This is a genomic window from Paenibacillus sp. EKM211P (genome assembly GCF_011066175.1).
Classification (GTDB): Bacteria; Bacillota; Bacilli; order Paenibacillales; family Paenibacillaceae; genus Paenibacillus; species Paenibacillus polymyxa.
The window spans coordinates 132,016-148,312 of sequence record NZ_JAAMNS010000005.1; the positions used below are offsets into that span (position 1 = coordinate 132,016).

Consider the following 16,297-nt stretch of genomic DNA (forward strand, 5'->3'; position numbering starts at 1 on the left):
CTCTAATTTACACGAAAAATAAGGCATAATAGTACCCGCACGGCTCATTGCTTCACTTTACAAGCCTAGTTTAAGGGCGTATGATGAGTTCGAATGAACTTGAAATGCAATAAAGGGAGGAAAGCAGATGGAGTCTTTTACCCTCACTCGCCGTGATATGGCCCATTTGTTGCTGGCCATGGAAGGCCGCAGCGAATTGCAGCCTTTGGCTGTTCTTCAGGACGCCTGGAGGCGCACTCATAGCCATCTTGCCCGTTCCGGTAGTACCATGCCGACATTTCTATATACCGAAGTGACGCCTGTGCTGGATAAAATCATCAAGGGCAAGCACAGCGCAGCCTTTTCGCTGCAGGAGATCGTTTCTTTAGGCCAACTGGTGGAATATAGCCATGTCTCACTGGCCTCTATGCAAAATTGGGTCAAACGTGATTTCAAGGAGTTCCTCGGCGCTCCGAAGATCGGCAAAAAATACTCAGTCAACCAGGCTGCCATATTGCTCATCGTGGAAGATTTAAAATCATGTCTTGATTTTGAATCTATCCGTCAGTTATTTTATATCCTGTTCCAACAGCCAGAAGATGATACGGATGATCTGATTCAGCCGGTCGATTTGTACGCTGCATATTCAACTTTATTTGAAGAGCTGGATGCGAACGGAGACCAACTGCTTGATGTGGCAGGAGCAGGGTATGCAAAAGACAACGGAAATTCTGCTACAGGACAGAAACGTCAGGAAGCTGCGACAGAAGAACTGCTGGTACAAGCCGCAGATCAATATACTTGTCGTTTACAGCATTTGACCCCTAACCAGTGTGAAGCAGTGCGTAATACTTTGCTGGTGGCAGCGGTATCGGTGCAAAATAGTTATTTTTTGTCGATGGCACGTCGGTATGTGAATGCCACATTATTTTTGGATTTTCAAGGGTAGATCAGGATTGGCATAAGAAGCCGATCCTATTTTTTTGCTCATTTTGAGGATTGTCTACCCTTTTGGAGACTGAAAAAGTATACAAAAGAGGTATATACACTCAAACGCTGTCAAAGATACAATAAACATATATAATCCAGCAATTGGAAAAACTTTGAATATCTCTTTCAAAGCATCTGGATACACACACAGGAGGTAATGGCATGTCCGATGTCTCCATCATCATTTGTACCCGCAACCGGATCGAAGACCTGACACGCTGTATACAATCTATTGCTGCACAGCAACAATTGGAGCATACAGCTGTAGAACTGCTGATTGTTGATGACGGCGATATTTCCGACCAACAGATTGAACAGTACCGTCACATGGTGTCCGGATTGCCTCAAGGTGTTCTCAAATATTATAAAAAAAGTCGTCCCGGCGTTTGGTTATCCCGCTATGAGGCCTTGTCTCTCGTACGGTATGATATTGTGCTGTATTTTGACGATGATGCCGAACTGGACGATAAACTCTATATCCGGCGCTTGCTCGATACCTACGAACAGGATGACACGATTGTAGGTGTTGGAGGGATTGCAAAGGGACTACATTCAAGCCGGGCAGGAAAGCTGCTTGGCGTTTTGACTTTTCAGATGTCTTCTTCCCTTGGCAAGCTCTCGCCCAGTAGTCTGGCAGGTTCTTTGCTGCGTTGGAGCGAAGCAACCGAGACTTTTGACACTGAATTTTTCCATGGCTGCAATATGTCATTTCGGAGGGATGCGCTTCGGGACATGAAGCCGTATCCGTGGATGACCAGCTATGCGGTGGCTGACGATTTGTACATGTGCCAGTTAGCGAGTCGTTACGGCAAACTGGTGATTAATCCCGACTTAATGATCATCCATCATGAATCTCCAAGCTCGCGCGATAAGGCGGGCAAAGTAGCCAAGGCCACAGCGATTAACCACTATTATTTTCTTGCCCTGAAAAAGGCAGGATTTATCCAGTATGGAGCTCTTTTATGGACCTTAACCTACTTGATGCTCAAAGAAACGCTGCGCCGTAATTTTAACGCAGCAGATGGATACAAGCAGGGGGTGTTGTTCATTCTGAACCCGCGTAAGCAAAAATATAACGAATATTTAGGCCCGGCGGTTCAGTAATCTGCTTAATACACATTGACAGGATAAAGGGGGAGTATGATGTTAAGCTTGTCCATTGCTCTGTGCACCCGCAATCGGGTTGACGATCTGACCCGATGCATCAATTCAATTGCCATGGGGGGAGCACCAGAGGCATGTGAAACCGAGCTGTGGATTATTGATGACGGAAAACTGCCAAAGCATGTGCTGGAACGTTATGAGCATCAGTTGAGCAGAGCGGGAATTGCCTACCGATATCATCGTAAGGAGCAGCCCGGACTATGGTTATCACGTGTAAAGACGGTGGAGCTTGCGCAAGGTGACATCATTTTGTTCCTTGACGATGATGTTGAGCTGCCGAGCAACTACTTGAATGAGTTGATGCGCACCTATGAGGCGTATCCGCAGGCAGCTGGTGTTGGCGGCATAGCACAGGGAATGAGTAACAGCTTCATGGGTACAATTCGCTGCTTGCTTTCGTTCCAGCAATCTTTGTCCAAAGGGAGATTGTCCCTCAGCGGTCAGTCCGGCTCGATGTACAACTGGCATAAGGCCAAGAAGACGTTTAAGACCCAGTTTTTTCATGGTTGTAATATGTCATTTCGCCGTGATGCGATTCTAAGTCTGGAGCCGGTACCTTGGTTGCAAAGCTATAGCGTCGGCGAGGATTTATTACTTTCCCGTATCGCCATGAAAAGCGGTCCATTGTATATTAATCCGGCCCTTACGCTGCTTCACCATGAATCGCCGTCCTCGCGCGACAATATGGAACAGGTTACTTATATGCGGGTGATGAATCATATTCATCTACTACGTGACGAGGGATCTGGGCCGATCGGTTATGCAGCACTATATTGGACGACGTTGTATCAGATTTTAAGGGAGAGACCCAAAAAAAATCATAAAGCCATTCAAGGCTATAGAAGAGCACTGAAAGAGATTTTCTCAAGTACGAAGGAGCCTGTTAGCGGAGGACAGTTGTCTGAACGCAATTCAAAAAAAACGGTAGGCTGATGGAGGTGCGTCAAAAGACGCGATGTGAGCATAGAGACGAGAGGCTTAATAAGGAACAGGAGTTGGACGTAACATGAGCACATGGACAGCAGCAAGGAAAGTATTCACGGGTGACAGTCTCGCCAAAACGATCATGCGCACGAGCTTTAACAATTTTTTTGTGCTAATCGTCACGACCCTGACTTCCATCCTGACCGCACGTATGCTCGGAGTAGAGGGGAAAGGTGAACTGGCGGCTGTTCTGTTCTGGCCTACGCTGATCGGCAGTGTATTGAGCTTCGGCTTGCCAACCTCGTTAATTTATAACCTCAAGAAGAAAACAGGCACGACGGAAGAACTGCTGGCGTTGTCGCTCTGGATTCAGTTGCCTGCCAGTCTGTTGGCAGGAGCGGTGGCCTGGATATGTATGCCGCTGTGGCTGAATGGCTATGGTGCAGACATTATCCAACTGTCGCAGATTTATTGTGCGGCAGCAGTACCGTTAGCGGTGCTTACAGCACTTACGACGGCATTATCGCAAGGACTGGATCGGTTTAGCGTATATAACGGCCTGCTGTTTTACTATCCGTTACTGAATTTCATCGGTCTAGTGACCCTGTGGCTGATGGGCTTACTCAATGTGCAACTGGCGGGGGCAGTGAATTTTGCCGCGAGTTTCCTTGCGCTCATGTGGGCGTTCCTCCGATTGCGCAAGCATATGAACCTACGCGCATTTCGTCCGTTGACCAGCCGCCAAGTGCTGCGCCCTTATTATAGCTATGGAGCGCGGGTGTATGGGATGGAGTTGATGGGAACGCTGTCCACACAAACGGACAAAATCGTCATTGTGGCGCTGCTGTCACCCAAAGCGTTCGGTCTGTACTCTGTTGTCTACGCCTTGTCCCGTGTGTTCAATGTGGTGCAAAATGCCGTCACTAATGTAACCTTCCCGAAAGTGACAGGGATGGAACACAGCAAAATTGTCGAAACGGTGGGTCGTGCTTTTCGCATCTCCATGGCTGCGATGCTCATCGTCATTGTACCAGCTCTCTTTATTGGTCGATACATGCTGGGTTTGCTGTACGGGCCCGCTTTTCTGGAAGCATCGCTAACGTTCTACCTGCTATCACTGGAATGTATTATCGGTGGTGGCTCATGGATTCTGGCTTCGGCTTTTAACGCACTCGGTCGTCCGGGACTGGTATTGTTCCGGCAAATTGTGGCCTATGCGATCACCGTCGGTCTGTTTTTTATTTGTACACCGATCTTCGGTCTGGACGGCATTGCTATTGCTTTGCTTGTAGGTGCTTGTGTACGGTTGGCGTTCTCGCTGTTCTCGTTCCCAATGTTTTTCAATGTTCCGCTATCCCGGATCATTTTTGATAAAAGTGATATTACATTTGTCTTGCAGACTATACAAAAGAAGCGCAGGAAGGGAGAACTGAAAGATGCCGAATTCGCATCCCATGGCTAAACTGAAAAATAAGCTGAGCGTCATTCTCGACGTAGTCCCTCAAGGTTCGAACATTATTTATGTCGATTATCCCGTCTATAATAACGGTGGGGACGTACTGATCATGAAAGGCACCGAAGCGTTCTTTAAGGATAATGGCATTCGTGTCCGTGCCCGTTATAGCGCCATGGATATTCCCGATCAGCTTCATATTCCGGGCGACTGGATTATCGTATGCCACGGCGGTGGCAACTTTGGCGATCTATATTCAAATCACCAAAATTTGCGGGAACGCATCGTTCGTGATTTCCCTAACCACCGAATTGTAATCATGCCGCAGACGATCCACTTCCAGTCTGAACAGAAGGCTAATGAGGTGGCTGCCCTGTTTAATGCTCACCCGGATCTACATATGTTTGTGCGGGATACACGCTCTTATCAGTGGGCTAAGGATAAACTAAACCAGTGCAGTATCACATTATGTCCTGATATGGCGCACCAGCTGTGGCCATTGAAGCCGACTACGGAAACGGTGAAGGACGTATTGTACTTCCTGCGTACAGATATTGAAACGGTAGGAGGACAAAAGAAATTCGATGACGAGGCTGATGCCTCACACCGTCTGGACTGGGATACTTTATTCACTCCGCTGGAAGTGAAGGGGATTGTCTATTTCCAAAAGTTTTACCGACTGAATAAGAAAATGGGCGGACCGTTGCCTACCCGTACATTCTGGTACAAGTACACCGACCATCTCATGAACAAGGCGGTTACGCTGTTCAGTTCTTACCGCGAGGTTCGCACTTCACGGCTACACGGTCACATTCTGGCCTGCCTGCTTGATATGCCGCATGTGGTCATCGACAATTCCTACGGCAAGAATTCGCAATATTATAATACCTGGACACAGCCGAATCCAAAGGCGAAGCTGTTCAGCGATACACCCGAAGCATTAGAACAGCCGTCTTAATCGTAAGAAAAACTATTTAAAGACCTCCTGAACACTTCATTGGTTTAGGAGGTTTTTGGTTCAGTGCTATAAGAACATAAGTATAATTTAATTAGATAAACAATTAAGGCAGTGAATATTTAATGGCTTTATATAGAGAGGGCGCATCATGGCTTCTCTCTCCCATACCGCTCTATTTTGACAATTCATTTCATGAATAGATATAATTTATGGGATAAAACTTGCAGAAAAGCGGGGAATTCTCCAGCTTTTGCTGTACATCACATGATCGTAATATTTATTTAAATGAATCGAGGCTGACGAATGAGCAATCAATCGATGGACATGCTTCTCACGAAGGATATCGTGCGTGAAGGGGAACCGATTTTGCGCACAAAGGTTGATCCGGTATGTCTGCCGCTGTCTGAAGAGGATCTTCAACAGATGCAATGGATGCTGGATTACCTGAAAAATAGCCAAAATGAAGAGCTGGCCACCCGCTATGAGCTGCGCCCGGGTGTAGGGCTATCCGCCAACCAGGTTGGGTTGAATAAAAGAATGTGTGCTATTTATTATGAAGATGGAGACAAAACGGTAGAATATGGCCTGTTTAATCCGAAGCTGGTCAGCCATTCTACATCCATGATTTACTTGGAACAGGGTGAGGGATGCTTGTCTGTAGATCGGTACATACCCGGATATGTACCACGTTACGAGAAGATTCGCATCAAGGCCAATTTACCGGACGGAACTCAGGAACTGTTAACGTTTAAGGGTTATGCAGCGATTGTCGTACAGCATGAAATGGACCATCTGGATGGCATTATGTTCTATGACCGTATCAACCCGGAAGATCCGTATAAGCTGCCACAGGGAGTGCATATCGAACCTTTTGTACGTAAATAGTTCGTGATCCGTAAAGTGTGGTGACTCCGTTCACCACCTTTTTATTTGGCAAGAAAATATGGATATAAATGTTGTGAAGCTTTAAACTGAAAATATGTAAGCGCTTATCTCACAGGAGGGATGGCATGTATCGTGGAGTAAGGCATCTGATGAATAATATGCGTATGCGGAATAAGCTGCTCTTCTCCTACGTACTGATTGTCATGATCCCAGTGCTGTTGGTGGGCGGCTGCGTTATTTTTTATTTGCGAGAGCAGGCACTGGACAGTGCGATTGCCCAAACGGTAAATAATGTGGAAAAGATTAAGAGCCAGACAGCAAATTTATTACGTGTGCCAACAGATATTTCAAATGGGCTAATGTTCGATAAAAGGCTAAAGGAGATGGCGAACCGCCGTTATCCCGGCATGGTGGAGCTCATGAATGCGTACCATCAGTACAAGGATTTTAATGAGTACACCCAGCAATATAGAGAGGTTGCTACTATCCGGTTCTATTCTTACAATCCGACATTGGTCAACAATCTGGAGTTTATTCCTGTGGACGCTAACATTGAGCGGCAGCCGTGGTTCCAGGAGGCTTTGAAGGGGACGGCGATTAACTGGTTTTACATTCAGGATAAGGAGGATAACCCAGTTAATCGCCTCAGCCTGGTACGGCAAATTCCTTTTCCCGAATACAATTCCAAGGGAGTTCTGATGATTGCACTGAGTCAGACCGAGTTGAATCATATGCTGAGCAAGGAGCCCTTTGAAACCTTGATTACGGATCGTAACGGAATTGTGGTCGCAGCTACCCATCCGCAGTCAGTAGGTCGGACGTTGACGGATTTACATTTAGGCTTTGATGTCCAGCGTGCAGGTAAGGGGATATATGAAGCAAAAATTAACGGAACGCCCTCGAACATTATTGTGGATGAGCTGCTGCCAACCTCAAGTGTGAGCGGATTGACGATTATTTCGGTGTTTTCAACGGAACATATCGTGCAGGGGGCAAACCGGGTCAGCCTGATTGGTGCATTATGTGTACTAGCGGTACTCATCATGGCGCTGATTCTGATTACCATCATTTCCTGGCTTATTACCAAACGGCTCCAGCGGCTGAGCTATGAGCTGGGTCAGGTAGCTGCGGGTGATTTTCATGTGGTATCAAGTGTGGAGGGAAGGGACGAGATCGGTGATTTATCCCGCCGTTTCAACTACATGGTGAGTAGTATCCGCCAGCTTATGGCACAGGTCTATGAAACGAGTGAACATAATAATAAGCTTGAATTGGCACAAAAGGATATCAAGCTAAAAATGATGGCAAGCCAAATTAATCCGCATTTTCTGTTTAACGCCTTAGAATCCATTCGAATGAAAGCACACCTGAATGGGGAGGCGGAGATAGCAACGACGGTTCGTTTGCTTGGCAGGCTGATGCGCAGGAATCTGGAGATTGGCAGTGGTAAAACAACCGTATTACAGGAGCTGGATATGGTGCGATCCTATTTGCAAATTCAGCAGTTCAGGTTTGGAAATCGTTTGGTCTATGAAGTGAATTTGGAAGAAAGCGCGAAGGACATGTCGATTCCTCCCTTAATCATACAACCGTTAGTGGAAAATGCAGTCATTCATGGCCTAGAAAATAAGGAAGAACCAGTTACCGTAAAGGTAGATATCACAATAGAACAAAGAGAGCTGCACATTAAAGTGGCTGATGATGGAATTGGCATGGAGGAAGAGCAACTGACCCGTCTGTTGGCTCGGATCACGGGTACGGAGGAGCCGGAAGGGAGCAGTATTGGTCTACGCAATGTTCATCAACGTCTGACATTGATGTATGGTGAACGTTATGGTCTGCATATTGAAAGCGCATTACAGGTAGGAACAACCGTATACTTTTCCATACCAAGGGAGGAAGCGTCGAATGTATAAAGCGATGATTGTAGATGATGAGCCTGCGATTCGTGAAGGACTGTCTTCCATTATTGACTGGGGAGATTGTGGCTTTCGCATCGTCGATACGGCTGAGAACGGACGCGAGGCTTTGGAAAAGTTCGGAGAGCATCGACCAGAACTGGTCATTGTAGATATTCGTATGCCTGGGATGAGTGGGTTGGAGGTTATACAAAGCATACGCCAAATGAATGGGGAGCCGTATCACTTTCTCATTTTAAGCGGATATGCAGACTTTAATTATGCTAGGCAAGCCATGGGATTCGGGGTGGATGGTTATTTATTGAAGCCCGTTGATGAGGAAGAAATGACGCTGGAGCTAAAGCGAGTACGGCAAAGCATTGAAAACGAAAAGGGAGATGGAAAGTGGGGGAGTCCGTCTTCGCATGAGCGCGATTGGATCGAAGCATTGCTGTTTCCGGTTCATGGAGAACATGCTCGTAATGCTGTAGAACCCAGCCATCGTGCATCCAAGCAGGCTGAACACCAAAACGGCGGTGGAAAACACGGACAACAGCCAGCGTTACCAGCCTTGGACTGGAGTAGCTATCAGGTGGTTTTGCTGGATTTGCGTATACCTGACTGGGATCGGCAAGCCCGGCAGTTGGCAGCAAAGCAGCGGCTGGCCGAATTGTGTCGTGAGCAGGGTAGAGGCATTGTGTTTGAGGCTGGAATATATACGGGCCTATTGCTTCCCGCCATGTTAAAAACGGAAAAAGATGCTGTTCAGTTGCTGGCTGCATGGCGACAGGAGCTAAAACCGTGGGTAAATGAAATCTATGGGGCTGCCGGCGCTCCGGTAGACATTCTTAAGGATATCCCCAGATCTTTTGAGCAGGCGTTACGATTATTGGAGCGTATGTTTTTGTTCCGGGCAGAAAGAGTCATGCTTCCCGGCGACCTACATGAATGGGAGACAGTCCCTGCTGAAATGGATGAAGCGTCTGACAGAGCCCCAGATGATCCCATGCGTTATGCAGAAAAGCTGTACTACGCGCTGGATATGGCTAATGGTAGAGCGGCGACCCGTGTCATTAAGGACATGGAAGTCCAATTTCCCCAGATTTATCGTACAGAATCTGCAATCAAGGCGGCCTTCGCTCAGACATTCACACTCGCACTGAACAATTATGCAGCTGGACAGGAACACAGCCGGACCGTGCTGGAGGAGCATTCCAACTTGATTACCAATGTATATGCCTATTCAACATTGGGCGAGCTGGTGGATCACTCGCTCGAACATGTGTTGCAGTGGATTGGACAGACTGATACGGGTGGCAAGGAGATCATCATGAAGCAAATGATTGACTTTATACATGGTCATTATGATGAAAATTTGCGACTGGAGTTGCTGGCAGATATGTTCAATTACAATAGTGGGTATTTGGGCAAACTGTTCAAAAGTCATACAGGCGAGGCCTTTAATGCCTACCTGGATAAGGTAAGGATTGAGCGAGCAAGGGAATTGCTTGCACAAGGGATTAAGGTGCACCAAGTGGCGGGCCGCGTGGGATATGCAAATGCAGATTATTTTCATAGTAAATTTAAAAAGTATGTTGGAGTGTCGCCTTCCTCCTACCGTAATCAGGTCCAAAAGAACGGAGGAACAGATGGCTGTTGATCGATTCCCTAGGTTTAACGTTATGAAGTCTCTCTTGCAGATGTCGGAGGTATCCTCTCCGAATGAAGAGAGGCTCTTTTTATATATATTGAAAAAAGACAGATCAATAGAAAATGTCACATTGATTATGGAATTTAGGGCATTTTCGTAGAAAAGCCATCGTTATGACACAACTTTGACACGATGTTCACATTTTTGATTCAATTTCATTTAAATTTATTCTATATAATGGGGATAATCTGAAGCCCGGTTATGGCAACCATGGGGAAGTTAGCTAAGTGAGTCATTTCCTAAAAAAGTGACGGTTTCATATGTAACAATGTGAATACAATCACAAATATAAAAGACTTCAGATCACAAACATTAAATCATTGTTAAGGGAAGTACAGAGGAGGAGCAGCATCATGGACGTATTGGATTTGGCACGGTTGCAGTTTGCAACCACTACGATTCTTCATTTTGTTTATGTGCCAATCTCCATTGGATTGTCATTGTTGGTGGCAATTATGGAGACTATGTATGTTATCAAGAAAAAAGACTTGTACAAAAAAATGGCTCAATTCTGGGGAACGTTTCTGCTGATTAACTTTGCGCTGGGCGTAGTTACCGGAATTTTGCAGGAGTTCCAGTTCGGAATGAATTGGTCGGACTTTTCCCGTTTTGTCGGTGATGTATTTGGTACACCGCTAGCCATTGAAGCATTGCTTGCATTTTTTCTGGAATCAACCTTTATCGGCCTATGGGTATTCGGCTGGGAAAGACTATCCAAAACTGTCCATTTAGTTTGCATGTGGCTAGTAGCGATTGGTACGATGCTCTCGGCTTTGTGGATTTTGGCTGCTAATTCATTCATGCAACGTCCCGTAGGATATGGGGTTGTAAATGGCCGGGCAGAAATGCAAGATTTTGCTGCTTTGTTAACGAACGAGCAGCTTTTGTGGGAGTATCCTCACACCATCTTTGCTGCTATTGCAACTGGAGCTTTCCTGGTAGCAGGGATTAGTGCTTGGAAGCTGATGCATAAAAAGAATATGGACTTCTTTAAACCTTCTTTTAAATTGAGCATTATAGTTGCATTAATCTGTGCCATTGCTATTCCTTTGTTTGGTCATGGACAGGCTCAATATTTGATCAAAACACAGCCCATGAAGATGGCAGCCAGTGAAGCTCTGTGGGGAGACAGTGGCGATCCAGCGCCTTGGACGATTATTGCCAATATTGATCCTGATAAGCAGGAAAATACCTTTGAGATTAAGGTTCCGTTTGCACTGAGCTTTCTGTCGTATAGCAAGTTTTCCGGCTCTGTGCCTGGTATGAAGGAGCTTCAAGCACAGTATGAAAAGACCTACGGTCCGGGTGATTATATTCCGCCTGTCCGTACGACCTTCTGGAGCTTCCGCATTATGATTGCGGCAGGATGTGCCATGATCGCACTTGCTCTGTACGGAGCTTATCTGAGTTTTCGACAAAAATTGGAGGGCTCCCATCGTTGGTTCTTCCGTCTTATGCTGTGGGGGATATCACTCCCGTTCATTGGCAATACCGCGGGCTGGATCATGACAGAAATGGGACGTCAGCCGTGGACTGTATTTGGTTTGCTGCAAACAAAAGATTCCGTTTCACCTACCGTTGTAGCAGGAGAAGTGTTGTTCTCACTGATTGCATTTACGTCGCTGTATCTCATTTTAACGGGTGTACTGGCATTCCTGTTTGCTCGCACCGCTCGTAAAGGCCCAGATATGGAGCCGCATCAGCATACGGTAATTCATGATCCATTTGCTCAAGGGGGTGGCAGCATTGACGTTAAATGATTTATGGTTCTTATTGATCGCAGTGCTGTTTACAGGCTTCTTTTTTCTAGAGGGCTTTGATTTTGGCGTGGGTATGGCTACTGGATTAGTGCCGCGCAATGACCAACAAAAACGTTTAATGATCAATACGATTGGTCCATTCTGGGATGCCAATGAAGTGTGGCTGATTACAGCAGCAGGTGCGATGTTTGCCGCTTTCCCGCATTTTTATGCAACGATGTTCAGCGGATATTATCTGGTATTTGTGTTTATTTTGCTAGGCTTGATTTTGCGAGGAGTCTCCTTTGAGTTCCGTGGCAAGGCTGAAGGGAAAGGGTGGACAGGAACGTGGGATGCTTGCATTCTGATTGGCAGCTTCCTGCCACCGATGCTGTTTGGTATGGCCTTTGCCGCTTTAGTGAAGGGTGTACCTATTCAGCAAAACATGGATCTGAAAGCCGGATTCTTGGATGTGTTCAATGGATACACCGTATGGATTGGACTGACCGTGGTCGGAATGTGCCTTATGCACGGGCTGACGTTCATTTCTCTGCGGACGATTGGTGAAGTAAGGGATCGTGCTCGTGTGATCGCGTCCAAATTTCTTCCGGTGTTGGGGATTTTGCTTGCTGGTATGGTGGTATGGACTTATTTTGCAACGGATTTATTTGCACGTCGCGGTCCCTTTATGTATGTTGCGGTTGCAGTGGGGATGGTTGCCTATGTGCTAACATGGTATTTCCTGAAGCAGCGCCGCGAAGGATGGGCTTTCGGGATGACCGGTGTCATCATTTTGCTAAGCTTCGTTTCGTTATTCGTTGGCTTGTTCCCGAGATTTATGGTGAGCTCGATCAACAGTGCTTTTGATTTGACGATATATAATGCAAGCTCCAGTCATTACACACTGAAAGCCATGACGATTGTTGCAGCAACGCTTTTACCCTTTGTGTTGGCTTATCAGGCGTGGAGCTATTTTGTTTTCCATAAGCGTCTCAGTGAAAAGGATCATCTGGAATACTAATGGATAAAGCCTGGTTTGAATTAAAGGGCATTCGGCCAGTAATGCTGCTGCTGGCCGCCCTTTCCCTGCTCCAGGGAGCAGCGGTAATTGCACAAGCCATCTTTTTGGCAAAGGCTGTTACGATTTTATTTAAACAAAATCCGCTAGTAATGGCTTGGCCATCGCTGGCGTTGTTTTTCGCGGCTTTTGCAGTGAGGCATACGATGATCTGGCTGCAACGCCGGACAGCCGGTCGTTTCGCCGAAGCAGCAGGCGCTTCCTTACGGGAGCGTCTGCTTGCGCGTTTGTTTGAGCGAGGCCCGGGTTTTGCTGCGCGGGAAGGAAGCGGCAAGTTGGTGACGCTAGCGCTGGATGGCGTGGATCGGGTTCGCAATTATTTGGAAATATCCATTCCTCGTATGATAGACATGATGGCTGTAACCTTACTTGTGCTTGTGTACGTTTTCACATTAGATCTGATTTCAGGTGTGATTTTGACGACTACGATGCCGATTCTGGTGGGCTTCTTTATTTTGCTCGGCTTGGCGGCGCGAAAGCAGGCAGACAAGCAGTGGCGTTCCTATCGTCTGTTATCACATCATTTTACGGATTCGTTGCGTGGACTACAGACACTAAGGTTTTTGGGACGCAGTCGGGCGCATGGGGAAACCGTAGGGAAGGTCAGCGACCAGTATCGTACAGCCACGATGCGTACGCTGCGGGTAGCGTTTCTTTCTTCATTTGCCCTCGATTTTTTCAGTATGCTGTCGGTCGCTTTTGTAGCGGTAGGCTTGGGGCTGCGTCTGATTAGTGGTTCAGTGGGACTGGAGGCAGCGCTTGCGGTGCTTATTCTGGCACCGGAATATTTTATGCCTATACGACAGTTGGGATCAGACTATCACGCCTCATTGGATGGTAAAGAGGCTTGGGGAGCGATACGTTCGATTCTCGGTGCAGAAGAAGAAGCGACGGAGACGAATGCACAGACAGTTCATGATAAAGGATTAGACATCACGGGGCAGGACATCCTTATGCTGTCTGATGTGTGTTTACTGAATGAAGACGGCTCTGCCCGGCTTGAACATGTGTCTGCAAGTGTTGAACCGCACATGAACATGATCGGCATCGTCGGAGCGAGTGGTGCAGGCAAAACGACATTGCTTAGTCTGCTTGGCGGTTTTTCTGACCCCACTTCAGGTGAGCTGACCCTTAATGGATGCCGATTATCTGTGGATACCAAAGCTGAATGGCAACGGCATATTGCCTATATTCCACAGCATCCTTACCTGTTCAGCGCTACTTTGGCAGATAATATTCGCTTTTATGAACCGGGAGCATCCAACCAGCAGGTAGAGTGGGCGATTGACGCGGTTGGACTGCGTGAACTGGTGAATGGCCTTCCGGGTGGATTGAATGAGCCTGTTGGGGAAGCAGGTCGGACATTGAGTGGAGGGCAGGCGCAACGGGTTGCCTTGGCGCGGGCTTTGCTTAGTAACCGTCCGATCATTTTATTGGATGAGCCTACGGCACATTTGGATATTGAGACAGAATGGGAGTTAAAACAGACCATTTTGTCCGTATTGAAACACAAAAGAATGTTTCTCGCCACCCATCGGCTGCATTGGATGCCGGATATGGATTGTGTCTGGATGATGAATCAAGGTCGTCTGGAAGAGGTAGGTTCCCATCAGCAACTAGTTGCCCAAAAGGGAGAATATTACCGATTGCTGACGGGAATGTCGGAAGGAGGGGACGGACGATATGAGAGCAACGGACAATAGTAGTCAAGGCTGGTTTTTGCCTTATCTGAAACACTATTTTTGGGCCTTTCTGGCAGCAGCTCTTTTGGGAGCGCTGTCCATTGGGTGTGCAGGCGCGCTGCTCTTTACGTCCGGCCATCTGATTACTCGTTCGGCCTTAAAGCCTGAGAATATATTAATGGTGTATGTGCCAATTGTGCTTGTGCGAACGTTTGGTTTTAGTAAAGCCGTCATTCAGTATCTGGAACGCTTGGTAGGCCATGATGCTGCGCTGCGCCTTGTGTCTCGTATGCGGGTACGCTTGTATCGGGCAGTGGAACCGCAGGCGCTGATGATTCGCAGCAAATTTCGTACAGGGGACCTATTGGGATTGCTGGCGGAGGATATTGAGCAGCTTCAAAATATCTATCTGAAGCTGGTTCTGCCTGCGTTATCGGCTTTGCTGATTTATGCAGCAGGCATCTTGGCGCTTGGCTGGATGGACGGCACATTTGCCTTGCTGATGGCGCTATATGGTGGATTTTTGCTTTTCATCGCCCCGGCTATCTCACTTTGGACCTCACTCGCCAAACGGCGTACGTTCAAGCAGGAACGGAGTAAAGCCTATCAGGAACTGACGGATGCTTTGTTCGGCATGAGTGATCTGGTGCTGAGTGGACGGACTTGGGATTTCCTTAACACCTTTACACAACGGCACAAGAGGGCTGCCATGGTGGAAAATTCACTTCGTCGGAACGAGTGGCGTTCTCATTGGATCGCACAATGCCTTGTAGGCGGCGGAATTGTAATTATGACTGTGTGGGCCGGAGGACTGGTAGCACAGAATCGCATTGAAGCCACATGGCTGGCATCCTTTGCCTTAGTAACTTTTCCGTTGCTGGATGCCTTCGTTCGCGCTGGAGAAGCGGTGGTTCATGCGCCGGAGTATCAGGATTCACTTCGACGGCTAAAGGATTCCGAGAAAGATACATCTGCACTTGCAGCACGATCAGATGCAGGACAACCAGCAGCAGACGATGCAGCAGATACTAAAGAAGAACAGGCTACCGCTCAGCGATTAAGCCACGGGGGAGACCTACTGCTGAACAACGTAAGCTTCCGCTATGCGGCAACGCAGAAATGGAGTGTGCGTAATATCTCCCTACACGTACCCCAGGGGGGGAAGGTTGCATTGCTTGGCCGCAGTGGTGCGGGCAAGTCTACGCTGCTGAATCTGATTCAAGGAGCATTGCAACCTGATGAAGGGAGCGTCACTGTCGCAGGCGTCCCCGTATTTACAGGTGGAGCATACTCCAGTCTGTTTGCGGTGCTAAACCAGCAACCGTATTTGTTCGATACGACGGTAGCGAACAATATTCGTTTAGGGCGACCTGACGCCACGCTCGATGAGGTTCGTGCAGTAACGGAGCAGGTAGGGCTTGGAACCCTGATCGATTCTTTACCGGAGGGTTACGATACTAGAATGCAGGAGACGGGTCTTCGCTTTTCTGGTGGAGAAAGACAGCGCATTGCACTGGCGCGGATTTTGCTGCAAAACCATCCGATTGTTTTGCTGGATGAGCCGACAGTGGGGCTTGATCCACTGACGGAGCATGAACTTATGCAGACGATGTTTCGCGTACTGGAAGGCAAAACATTGATCTGGATCACTCATCATCTCACGGGGATGAAGCATATGGACGAGGTGATCTTTATGGAACAAGGCGCCATCTCCATGCGAGGCAGTCATGATGAGCTTTGGCGCGATCATGTCCGGTACCGTAATCTGTATAAGCTGGATCATCCGGATCTGGAAAAATAGTGATGATCACCGTGTCGGATAATATGATTCATCTG

12 protein-coding genes are annotated in these 16,297 nt (G+C 47.4%); all 12 read left to right on the top strand.

The genetic code is table 11. The annotated features are described in order from the left end of the window. The first annotated feature begins 127 nt into the window (after positions 1-127). The 12 genes from G9G57_RS11000 to cydC all read left to right on the top strand — a co-directional run bounded on the left by G9G57_RS11000 (position 128) and on the right by cydC (position 16,262). Entirely contained in the window at positions 128-928 is an 801-nt protein-coding gene (locus G9G57_RS11000; RefSeq protein ID WP_025365859.1) for a DUF1836 domain-containing protein, read from the top strand. A 203-nt stretch (positions 929-1,131) separates the two neighbouring features. Continuing rightward, on the top strand, positions 1,132-2,073 hold the full coding sequence (locus G9G57_RS11005; protein WP_017425545.1) for a glycosyltransferase family 2 protein: 942 nt from the start codon (positions 1,132-1,134) through the stop codon (positions 2,071-2,073). A 39-nt stretch (positions 2,074-2,112) separates the two neighbouring features. Further along, the gene (locus tag G9G57_RS11010; protein WP_016820343.1) at positions 2,113-3,066 is read left to right on the top strand and encodes a glycosyltransferase family 2 protein; all 954 of its coding nucleotides are present in this window, start codon (positions 2,113-2,115) and stop codon (positions 3,064-3,066) included. Positions 3,067-3,139: 73 nt separating this feature from the next. Then, positions 3,140-4,519: a lipopolysaccharide biosynthesis protein gene (locus G9G57_RS11015; RefSeq protein ID WP_013373123.1), complete on the top strand. Its 1,380-nt coding sequence runs from the start codon at positions 3,140-3,142 to the stop codon at positions 4,517-4,519. Next, positions 4,494-5,468 (top strand): polysaccharide pyruvyl transferase family protein, encoded by a 975-nt coding sequence (locus G9G57_RS11020; RefSeq protein WP_016820342.1) that lies wholly within the window; start codon positions 4,494-4,496, stop codon positions 5,466-5,468. The genes G9G57_RS11015 and G9G57_RS11020 overlap by 26 nt, the downstream gene beginning before the upstream one ends. Positions 5,469-5,771: 303 nt before the next feature. After that, positions 5,772-6,353 carry a peptide deformylase gene (def, locus tag G9G57_RS11025; protein WP_016820341.1) on the top strand — a complete coding sequence of 194 codons (582 nt, stop codon included), beginning with the start codon at positions 5,772-5,774 and terminating at the stop codon, positions 6,351-6,353. 125 nt (positions 6,354-6,478) lie between these two features. Beyond that, on the top strand, positions 6,479-8,269 hold the full coding sequence (locus G9G57_RS11030; RefSeq protein ID WP_039276238.1) for a cache domain-containing sensor histidine kinase: 1,791 nt from the start codon (positions 6,479-6,481) through the stop codon (positions 8,267-8,269). Further along, complete coding sequence (locus G9G57_RS11035) at positions 8,262-9,911, top strand: response regulator transcription factor (protein WP_039276237.1); 1,650 nt, start codon at positions 8,262-8,264, stop codon at positions 9,909-9,911. The genes G9G57_RS11030 and G9G57_RS11035 overlap by 8 nt, the downstream gene beginning before the upstream one ends. A 404-nt stretch (positions 9,912-10,315) precedes the next feature. After that, the gene (locus tag G9G57_RS11040; protein WP_045245014.1) at positions 10,316-11,722 is read left to right on the top strand and encodes a cytochrome ubiquinol oxidase subunit I; all 1,407 of its coding nucleotides are present in this window, start codon (positions 10,316-10,318) and stop codon (positions 11,720-11,722) included. Further along, complete coding sequence (cydB, locus tag G9G57_RS11045; RefSeq protein ID WP_164964935.1) at positions 11,709-12,722, top strand: cytochrome d ubiquinol oxidase subunit II; 1,014 nt, start codon at positions 11,709-11,711, stop codon at positions 12,720-12,722. The genes G9G57_RS11040 and cydB overlap by 14 nt, the downstream gene beginning before the upstream one ends. Continuing rightward, positions 12,722-14,482, top strand: a complete 1,761-nt coding sequence (cydD, locus tag G9G57_RS11050; RefSeq protein WP_164964936.1) for a thiol reductant ABC exporter subunit CydD — start codon at positions 12,722-12,724, stop codon at positions 14,480-14,482. The genes cydB and cydD overlap by 1 nt, the downstream gene beginning before the upstream one ends. Further along, on the top strand, positions 14,463-16,262 hold the full coding sequence (cydC, locus tag G9G57_RS11055; RefSeq protein ID WP_164964937.1) for a thiol reductant ABC exporter subunit CydC: 1,800 nt from the start codon (positions 14,463-14,465) through the stop codon (positions 16,260-16,262). The genes cydD and cydC overlap by 20 nt, the downstream gene beginning before the upstream one ends. The last annotated feature ends 35 nt before the right edge of the window (positions 16,263-16,297 follow it).

What these genes read in the sequence shown, in the direction of transcription:
- G9G57_RS11000 (WP_025365859.1), top strand. Translation starts at nt 128, where the DNA reads ATGGAGTCTTTTACCCTCACTCGCCGTGATATGGCCCATTTGTTGCTG.
- G9G57_RS11005 (WP_017425545.1), top strand. Translation starts at nt 1,132, where the DNA reads ATGTCCGATGTCTCCATCATCATTTGTACCCGCAACCGGATCGAAGAC.
- G9G57_RS11010 (WP_016820343.1), top strand. Translation starts at nt 2,113, where the DNA reads ATGTTAAGCTTGTCCATTGCTCTGTGCACCCGCAATCGGGTTGACGAT.
- G9G57_RS11015 (WP_013373123.1), top strand. Translation starts at nt 3,140, where the DNA reads ATGAGCACATGGACAGCAGCAAGGAAAGTATTCACGGGTGACAGTCTC.
- G9G57_RS11020 (WP_016820342.1), top strand. Translation starts at nt 4,494, where the DNA reads ATGCCGAATTCGCATCCCATGGCTAAACTGAAAAATAAGCTGAGCGTC.
- def (WP_016820341.1), top strand. Translation starts at nt 5,772, where the DNA reads ATGAGCAATCAATCGATGGACATGCTTCTCACGAAGGATATCGTGCGT.
- G9G57_RS11030 (WP_039276238.1), top strand. Translation starts at nt 6,479, where the DNA reads ATGTATCGTGGAGTAAGGCATCTGATGAATAATATGCGTATGCGGAAT.
- G9G57_RS11035 (WP_039276237.1), top strand. Translation starts at nt 8,262, where the DNA reads ATGTATAAAGCGATGATTGTAGATGATGAGCCTGCGATTCGTGAAGGA.
- G9G57_RS11040 (WP_045245014.1), top strand. Translation starts at nt 10,316, where the DNA reads ATGGACGTATTGGATTTGGCACGGTTGCAGTTTGCAACCACTACGATT.
- cydD (WP_164964936.1), top strand. Translation starts at nt 12,722, where the DNA reads ATGGATAAAGCCTGGTTTGAATTAAAGGGCATTCGGCCAGTAATGCTG.
- cydC (WP_164964937.1), top strand. Translation starts at nt 14,463, where the DNA reads ATGAGAGCAACGGACAATAGTAGTCAAGGCTGGTTTTTGCCTTATCTG.